The 16,617-nt window shown below is 63.9% G+C and carries 17 protein-coding genes; 12 read left to right on the top strand and 5 right to left on the bottom strand.

The features are described from left to right. Positions 1 to 131: 131 nt before the first annotated feature. The 7 genes from C7G41_RS06260 (at position 132) to C7G41_RS06230 (ending at position 7,735) form a co-directional block, all read left to right on the top strand. Positions 132 to 980, top strand: a complete 849-nt coding sequence (locus C7G41_RS06260) for an MBL fold metallo-hydrolase (protein WP_199198217.1) — start codon at positions 132 to 134, stop codon at positions 978 to 980. 257 nt (positions 981 to 1,237) lie between these two features. Continuing rightward, positions 1,238 to 2,080, top strand: coding sequence for a fumarylacetoacetate hydrolase family protein (locus C7G41_RS06255; RefSeq protein WP_106941744.1), 843 nt, complete (start codon positions 1,238 to 1,240; stop codon positions 2,078 to 2,080). A gap of 143 nt (positions 2,081 to 2,223) precedes the next feature. Beyond that, the gene (locus tag C7G41_RS06250) at positions 2,224 to 2,835 is read left to right on the top strand and encodes a glutathione S-transferase family protein (RefSeq protein ID WP_106941743.1); all 612 of its coding nucleotides are present in this window, start codon (positions 2,224 to 2,226) and stop codon (positions 2,833 to 2,835) included. 14 nt (positions 2,836 to 2,849) lie between these two features. Next, positions 2,850 to 3,719: an MBL fold metallo-hydrolase gene (locus C7G41_RS06245; protein WP_106941742.1), complete on the top strand. Its 870-nt coding sequence runs from the start codon at positions 2,850 to 2,852 to the stop codon at positions 3,717 to 3,719. 131 nt (positions 3,720 to 3,850) lie between these two features. Next, entirely contained in the window at positions 3,851 to 5,002 is a 1,152-nt protein-coding gene (locus tag C7G41_RS06240) for an alpha/beta fold hydrolase (protein WP_199198216.1), read from the top strand. A 60-nt stretch (positions 5,003 to 5,062) separates the two neighbouring features. Further along, the gene (gene mbfA, locus C7G41_RS06235; RefSeq protein WP_106941740.1) at positions 5,063 to 6,034 is read left to right on the top strand and encodes an iron exporter MbfA; all 972 of its coding nucleotides are present in this window, start codon (positions 5,063 to 5,065) and stop codon (positions 6,032 to 6,034) included. A gap of 228 nt (positions 6,035 to 6,262) precedes the next feature. After that, on the top strand, positions 6,263 to 7,735 hold the full coding sequence (locus tag C7G41_RS06230) for an amidase (RefSeq protein ID WP_106941739.1): 1,473 nt from the start codon (positions 6,263 to 6,265) through the stop codon (positions 7,733 to 7,735). A gap of 143 nt (positions 7,736 to 7,878) precedes the next feature. On the opposite strand, the gene C7G41_RS06225 is transcribed toward C7G41_RS06230, so the two are convergent. Beyond that, positions 7,879 to 8,361 carry a CinA family protein gene (locus C7G41_RS06225; RefSeq protein WP_106941738.1) on the bottom strand — a complete coding sequence of 161 codons (483 nt, stop codon included), beginning with the start codon at positions 8,359 to 8,361 and terminating at the stop codon, positions 7,879 to 7,881. A 168-nt stretch (positions 8,362 to 8,529) separates the two neighbouring features. Here C7G41_RS06225 and C7G41_RS06220 point away from each other — a divergent pair, with 168 nt between their 5' ends. Genes C7G41_RS06220 through C7G41_RS06210 form a run of 3 tightly spaced genes read left to right on the top strand, consistent with a single transcriptional unit; the run spans position 8,530 to position 11,133 of the window. Beyond that, positions 8,530 to 9,588, top strand: coding sequence for an amidohydrolase family protein (locus tag C7G41_RS06220; protein WP_106941737.1), 1,059 nt, complete (start codon positions 8,530 to 8,532; stop codon positions 9,586 to 9,588). Between the two features lie 22 nt (positions 9,589 to 9,610). Next, positions 9,611 to 10,720 carry an amidohydrolase family protein gene (locus C7G41_RS06215; RefSeq protein ID WP_106941736.1) on the top strand — a complete coding sequence of 370 codons (1,110 nt, stop codon included), beginning with the start codon at positions 9,611 to 9,613 and terminating at the stop codon, positions 10,718 to 10,720. Further along, a complete protein-coding gene (locus tag C7G41_RS06210; protein ID WP_106941735.1) occupies positions 10,720 to 11,133 on the top strand; it encodes a Rieske (2Fe-2S) protein in 414 nt (137 codons plus the stop codon). Before C7G41_RS06215 ends, C7G41_RS06210 begins: the two co-directional genes overlap by 1 nt. Positions 11,134 to 11,207: 74 nt before the next feature. Here the strand turns inward: C7G41_RS06210 and C7G41_RS06205 are convergent, their stop codons facing one another. Both C7G41_RS06205 and C7G41_RS06200 read right to left on the bottom strand, forming a co-directional pair. Further along, the gene (locus C7G41_RS06205) at positions 11,208 to 12,539 is read right to left on the bottom strand and encodes an MFS transporter (protein ID WP_106941734.1); all 1,332 of its coding nucleotides are present in this window, start codon (positions 12,537 to 12,539) and stop codon (positions 11,208 to 11,210) included. 142 nt (positions 12,540 to 12,681) lie between these two features. After that, positions 12,682 to 13,581, bottom strand: coding sequence for a transcriptional regulator GcvA (locus C7G41_RS06200; RefSeq protein ID WP_106941733.1), 900 nt, complete (start codon positions 13,579 to 13,581; stop codon positions 12,682 to 12,684). Between the two features lie 110 nt (positions 13,582 to 13,691). Between C7G41_RS06200 and C7G41_RS06195 the strand changes: the two genes are divergently transcribed. Continuing rightward, on the top strand, positions 13,692 to 13,895 hold the full coding sequence (locus C7G41_RS06195; protein ID WP_106941732.1) for a DUF1127 domain-containing protein: 204 nt from the start codon (positions 13,692 to 13,694) through the stop codon (positions 13,893 to 13,895). Between the two features lie 79 nt (positions 13,896 to 13,974). Beyond that, a complete protein-coding gene (locus C7G41_RS06190) occupies positions 13,975 to 14,598 on the top strand; it encodes a GNAT family N-acetyltransferase (RefSeq protein WP_106941731.1) in 624 nt (207 codons plus the stop codon). A gap of 142 nt (positions 14,599 to 14,740) precedes the next feature. On the opposite strand, the gene C7G41_RS06185 is transcribed toward C7G41_RS06190, so the two are convergent. Beyond that, entirely contained in the window at positions 14,741 to 15,571 is an 831-nt protein-coding gene (locus tag C7G41_RS06185; RefSeq protein WP_106941730.1) for an enoyl-CoA hydratase, read from the bottom strand. A 123-nt stretch (positions 15,572 to 15,694) separates the two neighbouring features. Further along, on the bottom strand, positions 15,695 to 16,396 hold the full coding sequence (locus C7G41_RS06180) for an SDR family NAD(P)-dependent oxidoreductase (protein ID WP_106941729.1): 702 nt from the start codon (positions 16,394 to 16,396) through the stop codon (positions 15,695 to 15,697). Positions 16,397 to 16,617 lie beyond the last annotated feature (221 nt).

The raw sequence follows: 16,617 nt of genomic DNA, 5'->3' as shown, positions 1-16,617 counted from the left end.
GGCCTTTTGCTTTCCCTGGGTTCCCGCGATAACGCCGCACTGCGCCAGATGATCCATTGCGCCTGCCCGCGAAACTGCGCATGTTCCGTCACAAAGCAAGAACATCAAACAAGAACATGGGGATGCGCCGGATGCAGTGGAAAATCGGCAAGGTCAAGATCACGAAACTCGTCGAAATGGAGACGGTCGGTTCAACCCGCTTCATCCTGCCGGCAGCGACCAACGATGAAATCCGGAAGCTGCCCTGGCTGATCCCGCATTTCGCCACTGAAGAAGGCCGGCTGAAGATGTCGATCCATTCACTGGTGCTGGAGACTCCTTCGCGCCGCATCGTGGTCGATACCGGGCTTGGCAACGACAAGCAGGGCCGCAACGTCCCGACCTGGAACAATCGCACCACGCCGTTCCTCGAGACGATGACAGCGGCGGGCTTTGCGCCCGAGAGTATCGATACCGTGCTGTGCACGCATCTTCATGTCGACCATGTCGGCTGGAACACGAAGCTGGTCGATAGCAAATGGGTGCCGACCTTCCCCAACGCGCGCTATGTGTTCGGCAAGACCGAATATGAGTATTGGCGCGATTATACGGCCGAGCCGGACAAGGTCGCGGTGTTCAACGATTCCGTGAAGCCGGTGGTCGATGCGGACCAGATCGAGCTGATCCCAAGCGACCATCGTCTCTGCGAGGAGATCAGCGTGATCCCGACCCCCGGCCACAGCCCCGGGCATATGAGCGTCCTGATCGAGTCCGACGGTAAACAAGGTCTGCTCACGGGCGACGTCGCCCATCACCCTTGCCAGATGGCGCATCTCGACTGGTGCTCGGTCGTCGACACCGATCCGGCCCAATCGGCGGCAACCCGGCACAAGGTGTTTTCGCGTTTTGCCGACACCCCGACGCTCGTGATCGGCGGGCATTACTCGGCTGGGCACATCAGGCGGGATGGGGACGCGTTCAGGTTCGAGGCGCTGGGGTGAGCTCCGTGTCCCGGACGCGGTGCAACGTGCAACGTTGCGCCGCTGAACCGGGACCCAGAATGCCGCAACATGGGCCCCGGCTCAGCAGCGCAGCATTTCATGCTGCGCAGCGTCCGGGGCACGGGGCTCGCAAGCCGGCGCATTCGCCCACCGAATTGAGAGGGCTGCAATGCGCCTCACTTTGAGCGGTTGAATTTCCCGCCGCCCTGTTCCATGAAGCTGTTTAACCGATCGGTCCATTCCAGGGAGAAACGAGAATGAAGCTTGTTCGTTACGGCGAGAAGGGTGCTGAAAAGCCCGGCCTGATCGACAAATCCGGCCAGTTGCGCGACCTGTCGGCGCATGTGAAGGACCTGACCGGCGAGGCCTATTCGCCCGAGAGCCTGAAGAAGCTGGCGGCGCTCGATCCCGCCTCGCTGCCCGCCGTCTCCGGCAAGCCGCGGCTCGGCGCCCCCGTCACCGGCATGTCGAAATTCGTGGCGATCGGCCTCAATTACAGCGACCACGCCAAGGAGACCGGCGCGGAGATCCCGAGCGAGCCGATCATTTTCATGAAGGCCAACACCTCGCTGTCCGGCCCGAACGACGCCGTCGAGAAGCCGCGCGGCTCGACCAAGCTGGACTGGGAAGTCGAGATCGCCGCGATCATCGGCACCCGCGCAAAATACGTCTCGGAAGCCGACGCGCTCAACCACGTCGCCGGCTACTGCGTCTGCAACGACGTCTCCGAGCGCGCCTTCCAGATCGAGCGCCTGGGTCAGTGGACCAAGGGCAAGTCGCACGACACATTCGGCCCGCTCGGCCCCTGGCTCGCCACCAAGGACGAGATCAAGGACGTGCAGAACCTGCCGATGTGGCTCGACGTCAACGGTCAGCGCCGCCAGACCGGCTCGACCAAGACCATGATCTTCTCGATGGCCAAGTGCATCTCCTATGTCTCGCAGTTCATGACGCTGCTGCCGGGCGACATCATCACGACCGGCACGCCGCCCGGCGTCGGCCTCGGCATGAAGCCGCCGACCTTCCTCAATGTCGGCGACGTCATCACGCTCGGCATCGAGGGCCTCGGCGAGCAGCGCCAGGAGATCGTCGCGGCGTAAGCCGCGATCATCACTTACTGCCACATCGTCATTGCGAGCGAAGCGAAGCAATCCAGAGATCGTCCGGCGGAGACAGTCTGGATTGCTTCGTCGCTTCGCTCCTCGCAATGACGAAGCAAAACTTTCATTTTTGGATATTTCCCATGAAGCTCACCTTCTCCCCCGCCTCGCCCTTCGCCCGCAAGGTGCGCATCGCCGCGATCGAACTCGGGCTGATCGACAAGATCGAGTTCACGCCGGCAGCGGTGGCACCGGGGCAGGCCAACGAGGACTATTCGCGCATCACGCCGCTGAAGAAGCTGCCGGTGCTGATCACCAATGACGGCGATGTCATATTGGACTCCTACGTCATCGTCGAATATCTCAACGAGATGGCCGGCGGCAGCCTGATCCCGGACTACGGTCCGCGGCGCTGGAAGGCCAAGACCAATCATGCCCTGATCAACGGCATGCTCGATTCCATGCTGCTGTGCCGCTACGAGAAGATGGTGCGGCCGCAGGGCCTGCAATGGCAGGCGTGGTCGGACGACCATTGGAACCGGGCCTGGACCGGCATGGCGCGCTTCGAGAACATGCCTGAAGTGCTGAACGGCCCGTTCGACATCTCGCAGATCGGCCTCGTTTGCGTACTCGGCTATGCCGACTTCCGCTTCGCCGATTGCGGCTGGCGCAAGGCCTATCCGAAGCTCGACGCGTTCCACCAGAAGATGCTCGAGCGGCCCTCCGTGAAGATCTCGGTGCCGCCGGCGGCTTAATTCTGGGAGTTCTCATGAGCCTGAAATACGCGGTCGGCGATCTCACCATCCATCGCATCATCGAGCAGGAAACCTCGTTCGTGCCGGCACTGGAGATGTTGCCGGGGCTGACACCGGAGCTGCTGGCCGAGAACCGCGCATGGATGAGGGAGGCGAAAGCCCTGGATGACAGCGACACATTGATGCTGTGCTTCCAGTCCTATGTGATCAAGACGCCGCACCACACCATTCTGGTCGACAGCTGCATCGGCAACGACAAGCCGCGGCCGCAGCGCCCGAAATGGAACATGAAGACCGACGACACCTATCTGCGCGGGCTCGACGCTGCCGGATTCTCCGTCGACGACATCGACTTCGTGATGTGCACGCATCTGCATGTCGATCATGTCGGCTGGAACACGCGGCTGGAGAACGGCCGCTGGGTGCCGACCTTCCCAAAGGCGCGCTACGTCTTCGCCAAGCAGGAGTTCGATCACTGGACCGAGCAGAATGCGAAGACGGAGATTCCGCCCTTCGTGGACAGCGTGCTGCCGGTGGTCGAGGCCAAGCGCCACGAGCTCGTCGGCAACGACCACCAGATCGGCGATCACGTCCGCATCCTGCCGACGCCGGGCCACACGCCGGGCCATATCGCCATCACAATGGGCCACGGCAAGGACGACGCCGTGTTCTCCGGCGACCTCATGCACTCCCCGTTGCAGACGCTTTATCCGGAGCTGTCGGTCAAGTTCGACCTCGATCAGGCCAAGGCGGCAACGACGCGCCGCAGCTTCCTGGAACGCTATTGCGACACCGACACGCTGTGCTGCACCGCGCATTTCCCCTCGCCGTCGGTGGGGAAGATCCGGCGCAAGGGCGGCGGCTTCGTTTGCGCGGCGGTGTGATCTAGCCGAGATGCCGTAGGGTGGGCAAAGGCGCGCGCGTCGCGCGCCCTGCCCACCATCCTTAGCTCGTTTGGCATGGTGGGCACGCTCCGCTTTGCCCACCCTACGATTCCACCCATGTGGAGAAAGCAATGACGACGCTCCCCGACGTTCCGCTGCCCGCCGGCATCCGCTCACGCTATGTCGACGACATCAACGGCTTGCGCATGCATGTGCTGGAGGCCGGCTTCGAGACCAAGGGGCGGCCCTGCATCCTGCTGCTGCACGGCTTTCCGGAGCTCGCCTTCTCCTGGCGCAAGGTGATGCCGGCACTCAGCTCGGCCGGCTATCACGTGATCGCCCCGGACCAGCGCGGCTATGGCCGGACGACGGGATGGAGCGCTGAGTACGACAGCGATCTCACGCCGTTTTCGCTCTTCAACCTGGTGCGGGATGCGCTCGGGCTGGTGTCTGCGTTCGGCTACAGGCAGGTCGATGTGGTCGGACATGATTTCGGCAGCCCGGTCGCGGCCTGGTGCGCGCTGATGCGGCCCGACGTGTTTCGTTCGGTGGCGATGATGAGCGCGCCGTTTGGCGGTGCGCCCCCGCTGCCGTTCAACACGGTCGACGCGCCGGCAAAGCCACCGGCCGAAGACCCCGTGCATCGCGAGCTCGCCGCCTTGCCGCGTCCGCGCAAGCATTATCAACGGTACTATGCGACGCGCCCGGCCAATGCCGACATCCACCGCGCGCCTCAGGGCGTGCATGATTTCCTGCGCGCCTACTATCATCACAAGAGCGCGGACTGGACCGACAACAAGCCGTATCCGCTGAAATCCTGGTCGGCGAACGAGCTGGCGAAGCTGCCGACCTATTATGTGATGGACCTGAACGAGACCATGGCCGAGACGGTCGCGAAGGAGATGCCCTCGCCGGCCGCGATCGCCGCCAATCAATGGCTGCCCGACCGCGAGCTCGCCTATTACAGCGCCGAATATGGCCGCACCGGATTCCAGGGCGGCTTGCAATGGTACCGCTGCGGCACGTCGGGTGCATTCAACAGCCAGCTCGAATTGCTGGCCGGCCGCAGCATCGACGTGCCATCCTGCTTCATCTCCGGCAAGCAGGATTGGGGGACCTATCAGCGCCCCGGCGTGTTCGACGCCATGCAGGCGCGGACCTGCACGAAGCTGCTCGGCTGCCACCTCGTCGACGGCGCCGGTCACTGGGTGCAACAGGAGCAGCCGGCCGAGGTGAGCCGCCTGCTGCTCGATTTCCTGGCGAAGAGCCGCGGCGTGATTTGACCCGGGAACCCCGGCGCCCTATATAGTTTAGAATTATTCTAAACTGATGACAGGGCCGCCGTGAAGAATTTTGCCGATCTGACCGAGCGCGAGGTGCTTGCGGTCGCGATCTCCTCCGAGGAGGAGGACAGCCGCATCTACATGAGCTTCGCCGAAGACCTCAAGGAGCGCTATCCGGACTCCGCCAAGATATTCGAGCAGATGGCCGAGGAAGAGCGCGGCCATCGCCACATGCTGCTGGAAATGTACGAGCAGCGCTTCGGTCCGCATTTGCCCCCGATCCGCCGCGAGGACGTCAAAGGCTTCCTGCGCCGCCGTCCGGTCTGGCTCACCAAAAACCTGTCGCTCGACACCATCCGCAGGGAAGTCGAAACGATGGAATTGCAGGCCGAGCGCTTTTATGTGAAGGCCGCCGAACAGGCGCAGGATGTCGGCGTGCGCCGCCTGCTGGGCGATCTGGCCGAAGCCGAGAAAGGCCACGAAGAGGTGGCGGCGAAGCTGACGGACCAGATCCTGAGTTCGGACGTGCGCGCCGAGGAAGACCGCACCAACCGCCGCATGTTCGTGCTGCAATATGTGCAGCCAGGTCTCGCCGGCCTGATGGATGGCTCCGTCTCGACGCTGGCGCCGCTGTTCGCGGCTGCCTTCGCCACGCATCAGAACTGGCAAACATTTCTTGTCGGCCTCGCCGCCTCGATCGGTGCCGGCATCAGCATGGGTTTTGCGGAAGCGCTGTCCGACGACGGCTCGCTGACCGGTCGTGGTTCGCCCTGGCTGCGCGGTCTCACCTGCGGCTTGATGACGACGCTCGGCGGCCTTGGGCACACCCTGCCCTATCTCGTGCCCGACAGCTGGGCCAACGCATTCTGGATCGCGACCGGAATCGCCGGAATTGTCGTGTTCTTCGAGCTGTGGGCGATCGCCTTCATCCGCTCACGCTACATGGACACGCCGTTCCTCCAGGCCGTGTTCCAGATCGTGCTCGGCGGCGCGATCGTGCTGGCGGTGGGCATATTGATCGGCGCGGCGTAAGACGCTGTCATGCTCCGCGAAGGCGGGGCATCCAGTACGCCGCGGCCTCTCCGTGTCCGATCGGCGCCGGTGGAATACTGGATCGCCCGGTCAAGCCGGACGATGACTGCGAGTGGTTGCTTGGCTCACCGCGTTCCGCCTTGCTCACACATCAATCGCGATCAAACGCCGGTTGCAGCACTCGGCCAAACTGCGCATCATCTCGTCCATGAAACGCAGGAGCATGCCGTGGCAAAATCCGAATGGAGCTTCAAGAGCGCGGGCGAGCTGTCGGCCGCGTTGACCGCGAAGAAGGTCTCCGCGGTCGAGCTGACCCAGGATGCGATCGACCGCATCGAACGTCACGACGGCAAGGTCAATGCGATCTGCGTCCGGGACTTTGATCGCGCGCTTGGCGCCGCGCGCGAGGCGGACGCCGCATTGGCGCGCGGCGAGCGGAAGCCGCTGCTCGGCCTCCCCGTCACGGTGAAGGAATCCTACAACGTCGCCGGCCTGCCCACGACCTGGGGCTGGACGCCGCAGAAGGGTTTCAAGCCGGCGGAGGACGCGCTGTCGATCGCCCGGGTGAAGGATGCCGGCGGCATCATCCTCGGCAAGACCAACGTGCCCGTCGGGTTGGCGGATTGGCAGAGCTACAACGAGATCTACGGCACGACGAACAATCCATTCGATCTCGGCCGCACGCCGGGGGGCTCGTCGGGCGGCTCGTCTGCGGCGCTCGCGGCAGGCTATGGACCGCTCTCGCTCGGGTCCGACATCGGCGGCTCGCTGCGCGTGCCCGCCTTCCATTGCGGCGTCTATGCGCACAAGCCGACCTACAATCTCTGTCCAACGCGTGGCCACACGCCGCCGCCATTTCCGGCCATACCGATGGAACGCGATATGGCGGTGATCGGCCCGATGGCGCGAAGTGCGGCCGATCTGCCGCTGCTCCTGGACGTGATGGCAGGCCCCGATCCGCTGGACCTCGGTGTCGGATACAAGCTGACGCTGCCGGAGGCGCGGCACCGCGCGCTGAAGGATTTCCGCGTGCTGGTGATCGACAGCCATCCGTTGCTGCCCGCGAATGCCGAGATTCGCAGCGCGATCGAGAAGCTCGCGGACCAATTGTCGCGCGCAGGTGCGAGCATATCGCGCGAAAGCCCGCTGTTTCCCGACTTCACGGATGCCTCTCGCCTTTACATGCGCATGCTGATGGGTTTTCTGGGCGCCTTCTTTCCGCCGGACATTCTCGCCGGCGCGCGTGCCGGCGCGGCGCAGCTCTCGCCTGAGGACAAGAGCCTTGCTGCCGAGCGGCTGCGCGGCATGACCAGCACACATCAGGTCTGGGTGTTCGACGAAGGCGCTCGCGCCGGCCTGCGCGCGCAATGGCGGCACTTGTTCAAGACATTCGATGCGGTGATCTGCCCGATCATGCCCACGCCGGCCTATCCGCATGATCATTCGCCGGAGCAGGAAAAGCGCCGGATCAATATCGATGGCAAGGACCACGCCTATCCGGACCAGCTTGCCTGGCCCGGCATCGCCACGCTGACGGGCCTGCCGGCAACGGCCGCTCCGCTCGGCCTGTCGAAGGACGGGCTGCCGGTCGGCGTGCAGATCATCGGGCCCTTCCTCGAGGACCGCACACCGCTGAAGCTCGCCGAGCTGATCGAACGCGAGTTCGGCGGGTTCGTGCCGCCGCCCCTATTCAATGACTAGTCCTTCGCGTCATTGCGAGGAGCACTTGCGACGAAGCAATCCAGAAATCCGCCCGCGGCAACAGTCCGGATTGCTTCGCTTCGGTCGCAATGACGGGCAAAACAACTACTGGATCTGGCGCGATGCTTCGCGCGCCCCGGAACTCACCGCTCCAAATTCTTCAGCAGCAATTTCAGCGCTGTCGCCGCAAACATCTGCATATTGGCGAAGCGGTCATTGCTGCCCGTCTCCAGCGTCATCACCTCAACTGCGGGCCCGGCGACCGCCATACAGCTATGGCCCGCCGCATCGCCGTAGCGATTGCCGGTGGGACCAGCGGCGCCAGTCTCGGACAGGCCCCAGTCGCAGTTGAAGCGGCTGCGCATCTGCTCGGCCAGCAGTTGCGCGTAGGGCTCCGACGAGGAACGAATGCCCTTCATTCCCTCGTCCGAAATATCCATCAGCACACGCCTGGCATCGCGGGTGTAGACCACAGCGCCGCCGAGGAAATAGGCGGACGCGCCGGGCACCGCGAGAAGGCTGGCCGAGATCAGGCCTCCGGTCGAGGATTCCGCCACGGCAATGGTCTGTTTGCGGGCGATCAGTTTCGCTGCGACCTGTTCCGCAATGCCGACGAGCTCTTTCATTCCTTGACCCCTTATACCTTCGCAACCGAGCTCAGCCTTTCTAGCATATGACAGCGCCGTTGGCCGAGTTGCAGCCAACGGGCAGGCCTGCTTGAATGGCTGCCAAACGTGGAGCGGCCAAGCGCTGCCCGCGAGAAAGACGCGACGAGGAAACGTGAAGGACACGTCATGGCGTCCCTGATCGCCGGCGGGGTGGATTGCGATGTGCATCCGGCCGTGCCGCATCTGACCAGCCTGCTGCCGTACCTGAACGACTATTGGCGCGATCAGGTGACGACGCGCGGCATGGTCGATCTCATCTCGCAATCCTACCCGCAGAACTCGCCGATCACGGCGCGGCCCGACTGGCGCCCCGAAAGCGGCAAGCCGGGCGAAAGCCTGGCGGACATGCAGCGCCATGTGCTCGATCCCTTTCAGCTCTCGCATGCCATTTGCAATCCACTCTATGGCGTGCAGATGGTGTTTTCCGAGGATCTGCAGGCCGCCTTCTGCCGCGCACTGAACGAGTGGCTCGTGAAGGAATGGCTCGATCGCGATCCGCGGCTGCGCGGCTCGATCGTGATCCCCACCCAAAGCGTCGAGAAAGCCGTCGCCGAGATCGAGCGCTGCGCGACCGATCGCCGCTTCGTGCAGGTGCTGATGCTGGTGATGGGCGACACGCCGCTCGGCAAGCGCGCGCTCTGGCCGATCTACGAGGCGGCAGAACGGCTGGAACTGCCGATCGGCATTCATGCCGGTTCCGCCTATCACAATCCGCCGACCGCCGTGGGCTGGGGTTCCTATCACATCGAGGATTATGCCGGTCAGGCCCAGGCGTTCCAGACCCAGCTCACCAGCCTGATCGTCGAGGGCGTGTTCGCCAAATATCCGCAGCTGAAAATGGTGATGCTGGAATCCGGGGTGTCCTGGATCTCGCCCTTTCTCTGGCGCCTTCACAAGTTCTGGCGCGGGGTGCGGATGGAGACGCCGTGGGTCGACCGCGCGCCGCTGGAGATTGTGCGCAGCAACATCCGCTTCTCGTTGCAGCCATTCGATGCGCCGCCGGATGAGGCGACATTAATTCGCCTGTTTGATCATATGCAGTCGGACGAATTAGTCCTATTCTCCACCGACTATCCGCACTGGCAGTTCGACGGCCAGGAGGCGCTGCCCGCAGGTCTCACCCCCGATCTCGTGCGCAAGATCATGATCGATAATCCGCATGCGACCTATCCCCGCCTGACCTAGCGCTGCCAAAGGAGGCAAGGCGATGAATATTCAGTTCCGCGAAAGCTCCGAAGCCGCTTCCCCACTGGCCGTCAAAACCGCGATCGCGGACTGCGACATCCATCCAGCACGCGCGACCCGCGCCGAACTCTATCCCTATCTGGCCAAACGCTGGCAGCATCATCTCGAAGTCTATGGCGTCCATGCTTATCAGGGCATGATGGAAGGTCCGCCCTACCCGAAGGCCCAGCCCAACGCCTCGCGCCGCGACGCCTATCCGCCCGAAGGCGGGCCGCAGGGCTCATCGCTGTCCTTCATGCAGAAGCAGCTGCTCAACCCCAACAACGTGCAGCTCGGCGTGCTCAATCCGCTCAACACCGGGCAGGGCATCCGCAATCACGAGCTCTCGGCGGCGCTGTGCTCTGCGATCAACGACTGGCAGATCGACAAATGGACCAGCAAGGACAAGCGGCTGAAGGCGTCCATCGTCGTCGGCAATGAGGACGGGCTGTCGGCCGCCGCGGAAATCCGCGAGCGCGCCGGCGACAAGAATTTCGTGCAGGTGCTGTTGCTCAGCCGCAATGTCGAGCCGCTCGGCCAGCGCCGCTACTGGCCGATCTATCAGGCCGCGGAAGAGGCCGGCTTGCCCGTCGGCGTCCACGCCTTCGGCTTCGGCGGCAACCCGATCACGCCGTCGGGCTGGCCTTCCTATTACATCGAGGAGATGGTCGGCCATTCGCAGTGCCAGCAATCGGCGCTCGCGAGCCTCGTGCTGGAGGGTGTGTTCGAGCGCTTCCCGAAATTGAAGATGGTGATGATCGAGGCCGGCTTCGGCTGGGCGCCGTCGCTGGCGTGGCGGCTCGACAAGGTCTGGCAGCGGCTGCGGAGCGAGGTGCCGCATGTCAAACGGCCGCCGTCGGAATATATCCGCGAGCAGGTGTGGTGGACGACGCAGCCGATGGAGGACCCAGAGCGGCGCGAGGATCTGTTCGACGTCATCAAGTGGATCGGCTGGGACCGGCTGCTGTTCGCCACCGACTATCCGCATTGGGATTACGACGAGCCCTCGCGCGTGCTGCCCGCGGGCGTCAGCGAGGATGACCGCGAGGCCTTCTATCTGGGCAATGCGAAGAAGCTGTACGGGATCAGTTGATGGCGCGGCATGTGATTGCCGCGGTCGATGAACTGCCGCCCGGCACGCGAAAATTTCTGGAGATCGACGGACGGCCGATCGCAATCTTCAACATCAAGGGTGAATATTTCGGCCTGATGAACCGCTGCCCGCATCAGGGCGCGGCGCTGTGCGAGGGACCGCTGATCGGGCTCGCGCAATCGAATGATCCGGGTGAGATCGAATACACCAAGCTCGGCGAGATCATTCGCTGCCCCTGGCACGGCTGGGAGTTCGACATCCGCACCGGCCAGTCCTACTGCGACCCCCGCCGCTTCCGCGTGAAAGCCTACCCGGCCCATGTCGAGCCGGGTACGGCTGTCGTGAAGGGGCCGTACGTTGCCGAGACTGTCACGGTGAAGGTCGAGAGCGATTACGTCGTGGTGGAGCTTTAAGCTGCACTGGCGGTGCGCTCCCTCGCCCCGTTCTTACGGGGAGAGGTTAAGGAAGAGGCGCCTCGGAACGACCGTCAATGTCCCGCCACCGGCTCTACCGCCGTATCATATGTCGGCACCGCCTTGCCGCCGCCTCGATACACGACCGAGGCCGCGATGATGCCGAGCAGCGCCGCCAGCATCAGCCAGTAGCCGGGCGAAGCCTTGTCGCCGGTGTGCTCGATCAGCAGGGTCGAGGCAAACGGCGTGAAGGTGCCGAACAGGGCGGCCGCCAGCGCGAAGGCGAGCGAGAAGCAGGTGGTGCGGACATGCGCCGGCACGATCTCGACCAAGGCGCCGAGCATGGTGCCGCTGTAGACGCCGAAATAGAACGAGAACATCATCTCGACCGCGAGCAGCTTGCCGAAGGTCGGCGCCGCCACCAGCCAGTGCAGCGCCGGATAGGCCGTGACCAGCGACAGGCAGGCGATCGTGATCAGCACCGGCTTGCGGCCGATGCGGTCGGACAACGCGCCTCCGACCGGATTCCAGAAGAAGTTGGTCACGGCCACCAGCAGCGTCACCAGCAGCGCATCCTGGCTCGACAGCTTGAGCACGGTCTTGCCGAAGGTCGGCGTGTACACCGTGACGAAGTAGAACGTCGTCGTGGTCAGGACCGCGATCATCATGCCGAGAAGGACGATGCGCCAGTTGGCGAGCGCGGAGGCGAATACCTCGTTTGCCGTCGGATGCTTCTTCATGGCGAGGAAGGCCGGCGTCTCCTCGAGCGTCCGCCGCAGGAAGAAGATCAGGGGAATGATCAGGCAGCCGACGAAGAACGGAATGCGCCAGCCCCAGGCAGCCACCGTGTCGGCCGGCATTACCTCGGAAAGGATGTAGCCGAGGATCGAGGCCACGAAGATCGCGACCTGCTGGCTCGAGGACTGGAACGAGGTGTAGAAGCCGCGATTACCGGGTGTCGAAATCTCCGACAAATAGACCGACACGCCGCCGAGCTCGACGCCGGCGGAGAAGCCCTGCAGCAGGCGGCCGATCAGCACGATAACAGGCGCGGCGATGCCGATGGTCGCATAGCTGGGGCAGAACGCGATGACGACGGTGCCGATGGCCATGATGCCGAGCGTGACGATCAGGCCCTTGCGGCGGCCGATGCGGTCGATATAGGCGCCGAGCACGATCGCGCCGACGGGACGCATCAATGCGCCGAGCCAGAACACGCCGAAAGTGTTGAGCAGCGAGGCGGTCTCGTTGCTGGACGGGAAGAATGCCTTGCCGATGGCGGCGGCATAGAAGCCGAACAGGAAGAAGTCGAACTGCTCGAGGAAATTGCCGCTCGTTGCGCGCAGGATCGCGCCGATGCGCGACTTGATCTCGGGCGGGTTGGTTGATGCTGCTGGTCCAGCCATGGCGTTACTCCCTGAAGACGCGGCCGGACCGGGAACTGACTTTCACGGCAGGCGACGGATTGTTGCTGCGACAATCTGTCATACCCCTTCCCGCGCGGGACGTTGCGAGTCAATCGATTTTGACGCGGAAGCTGATGATTTTTCAGGCTTTATTCTGCGTTGCAGCGATCATCCATTCGCGGAATGCGGCGAGCTTCGGCGCCTCGCGGCGGCCCTCCGGCGCGACCAGGTAGAAGCCGGCATCGGCCGGCAGCGCGATCTTGAAGGGGACCACCAGTCGTCCCTTGGCAATGTCGTCCCGGACGTAGGAGGTCCGCCCCATCGCCACGCCGATGCCGTCGATCGCGGCCTGGATGGTCATGAAGATCATGTCGAAGGTGATGCCGGGCTGCCTGGCGATGTCGGCCGGCTGCCCCGCCGCCGTCAACCACAGCCGCCAGTCGTCGCTGTTGGCATTGGACGTGTGCAGCAGCATGTGGCTCTTGAGGTCTTCGGGACAGCGCAACGGCTTTTCGCCACGCAGCAGAGACGGGCTGCACACCGGAAACAGCTCGTCCGCCATCAGCCAGTCGGCGCGCAAACCCGGCCACTGGCCGCGCCCGTAGCGGATCGCTGCATCGACATTGTCGCGCTGGAAATCGACGAGACTGGTCGAGGTGGTGATGCGGACGTCGATGCCGGGATGGTGCTCCTGGAAATCGGTCAGCCGCGGCAGCAGCCATTTTGCGGCCAGCGAGGCCAGCGTCGAGACCGTCAGCACCTTGTCGTCGTCCTTGCGCAGCAGCCGGTCGGTGGCGAGGCGAAGGTCGTTGAAGGCGGCGCGGACACCCGGCAAATAGTCGCGCGCTTCCGGCGTCAGCGTCAGCGCGCGGTTCTGCCGGACGAACAGGCGGATGCCGAGCTCCTCCTCAAGCCTGCGGATCTGATGGCTGATCGCGGTCTGGGTCACGTTCAGCTCGGACGCCGCCAGCGTGAAGCTGAGATGGCGCGCGGCGGCCTCAAAGGCCCGCAATCCGTTCAGGGAGGGCAATCTGGCAGTCATCTGGCAACAGGATACATGACGTTATTTCATGCGAAGGGGTACAAATTGTCGTTTGTCGCAGCGCACCAGGAGGCAGATATTACGGGTCAACTTAGCTCCAGGAGCTGAAAATGTCTACTTTGACCCAGAATTCGATGACAAATCATCATGCGCCCGGCCTGATCAATCAGATCGGCGAGACCCTCCACGTCTGGCACGAGCGCTACCGGACCCGCCGGGAGCTCACCAACTGGTCCGCACGTGACCTTCAGGACGTCGGGCTGTCCTGGAGCGACGTGGCCTATGAGGCCGACAAACCCTTCTGGCGGGCCTGATTGGCCGCCAGGCCGGCGCCGCCTGACTGTGGGGGCGCCGGCGGTCCCCTTTCCCTTTGGTCCCGTTGGGGCGCGTGTCATGAGCATCCTTCGTCCGGAAGATCTGAAGCAGTATTCGGACACGCTGCGTACGCGGCACGGCGAGGCGCTGCGCGCTCGTTTCGTGGAGCCGCGCGACACCGAGGAGCTCCAGCACTATTTTCGCTCGCTCTCGACGCGGTCCCGCTACAACCGTTTCTTCGGCGCGATCAGCGAACTGCCGCAGGGCCTCCTGCATGAATTCCTTCAAATCGGCGAGCGCGAGCGTTTTACCGTGGTCGCAACGAAGATGGTCGACGGCTTCGAGACCATCGTCGCCGAAGCGCGTTACGCGCTGCATGCCGAAACCGCGACGCTCGAGTTCGGCCTGTCGGTTGCCGACCGCTGGCAGGGCCACGGCATCGCCACCGTGCTGATGAAGAATCTCGAATGCCGCGCGGCCGCGCTTGGCGCCGACCACATGTTCGGCGACACGCTGCGCTCCAATGCAGCCATGATCTCGCTCGCACGCAAATCGGACTTCACCTTCGTCAAACATCCTGACGACTGGAAGCTGGTGCGCTTCGACAAGGAGATCTCCCTCGCACCGAAGGACATTCCCTGTGCGAGCTGGCGCCTCGTCGCTCTTTCCCGTCAGGCCGATAGCCCCTCAGCCTCGGCCTGACACCACTCGAGCCCGGCCTGGTCAAACAGTGCCGGGTTCTTTTTTATTTCTCGTAGCCCGGATGGAGCGAAGCGCAATCCGGGATTCAGGCCTCAGTTGAAGCGTCCCGGATTTCGCTTCGCTCCATCCGGGCAACAGGTGCCTATTTCCCCGTGAACACCGCCTTGCGCTTCTCGATGAAGGCCTGCACCGCTTCCTTATGATCGGCAGTCGTGGTCAGGCGGACCAGACGTGCGGCCTCGTGGTCGCGCGCGGTCTCGAAATCGAACAGCAGGGCCTCGTCGAGATTGTCCTTCATGTAGCGCAACGCGAGGCGCGGACCCTCGGCAAGGGATTTCGCCAATGCAAAAGCCTCGGTCTGCAATTTGTCATCGGGCACCACGCGGTTGACGAGCCCGATGGCTTCGGCACGGGTGGCATCGACCCGATCGCCGGTGAACAGCAGCTCGCGCGCCCGCGCGGTGCCGACGAGGCGCGTCAACAGCCACGCGATGCCATAATCGCCGCTGAGCGCGATGCGCGCATAGCCGGTGGCGACGAAGGCCGATTGCGCGGCAATGCGGATGTCGCAGGCCATGGCGATGGCGAGCCCCGCGCCGACCGCCGGCCCCGGCAACGCCGCGATGGTCGGCTTGCGCACCGACACCAGCGCGCCGGTGAGCAGGCGCTGCCGCTCCTGGAGATCGGCGACCTTGTCGTCAAAGGACATCTCCAGCTTCTTCGGGTCGCGATGCGCGCCCATGCCCTTGACGTTGCCGCCGGCGCAGAACGCTTCGCCCGCACCGGTGATCAGCAGCGCGCCGACATCGGGGTTCTCGCCGCAGGAGCGGATCATCGTGCGCAGCGCCGGGGTCAGCGCGTCCGACAGCGAGTTGCGCGCCTCCGGCCGGTTCAGCGTGATCAATGCGACGCGATCGCGGATCACGCAGAGGAGTTCATTGGTGCCGGTATCGATGGTGGTTTCCGTGGACATGCCGCTCCCTCTCTTTCGTCATTGCGAGGAGCGAAGCGACTAAGCAATCCAGTCTTTTGCCGCGGCGGCATTTCTGGATTGCTTCGCTTCGCTCGCAATGACGGTCGTTGTGAAATTATCGCCTCAGAACTTCTCCACCCAGGGCCGCAGCTCCAGCTCCCAACTCCAGGCGCTGCGCGGCTGCTGCAACACGTTCCAGTAGCTCTCCGCGATGGCGTCGGGATCGAGCATCGAATCTGGCTTGTCCGGCGCTTCCGTGCGCGCTGCGCTCCTGATGCCGCCATCGATCACGAAATGCGCGACATGGATGCCTTGCGGCGACAATTCGCGCGCCATGCTCTGCGCGAGCCCGCGCAGCGCGAACTTGCCCATCGCGAACGGCGCGGACTGCGCGTAGCCCTTGACGCTTGCCGACGCGCCGGTGAACAGGATCGCGCCGTGCTGGTTCGGCAGCATGCGCCTGGCCGCTTGCTGCGCCACCAGGAAGCCGCCATAGGCGCTGACCGCAATGGCGTTCGCCACGTCGGCCGGAACGAGATCGACGAACGGCCCGCGCGAGCGGCCGCTGGCGTTGTAGACGACCAAGTCGGGCGTGCCGATCTCGCGTTCGACCAGGCCGAACAGGCGCTCGACCTCCTCAGGCTCGGTGGCGTTGCAGGCATAGGCCTTGGCGCCGGTCTCGCTGCAGAGCGCGCCGAGCTTCTCGATTTTTCGCGCGGCCAGTGCGACGCGGATGCCCTGGGCGGACAACAGCCGCGCCAACGAGGCGCTCAGGCCTTCGCCGGCGCCGACGATGAGGGCGATCTTGTATTTGGGGTGTTCCATGACGTGATCTCTCGAAGACGGGAAGCCGCTGATCTATGCACGGTCCGCACGGACAACCAGCCGGGACGATCACAATTCCGCAGAGCGAATTGCTCCCTCACGGCGATCATGCCTCCCTGACAATTTGCGGCTTTATCCGCTTTCGCGACAGGAGCATGATCGACATCATCCGAAGCGGCAAGCGCAAATCAGCGCAAAATGACTGCAAGGCGGAAACGAAG

It is taken from the genome of Bradyrhizobium sp. MOS002 (assembly GCF_003020115.1).
Classification (GTDB): Bacteria; Pseudomonadota; Alphaproteobacteria; order Rhizobiales; family Xanthobacteraceae; genus Bradyrhizobium.
This window is presented reverse-complemented; position numbering and strand designations above follow the sequence as displayed.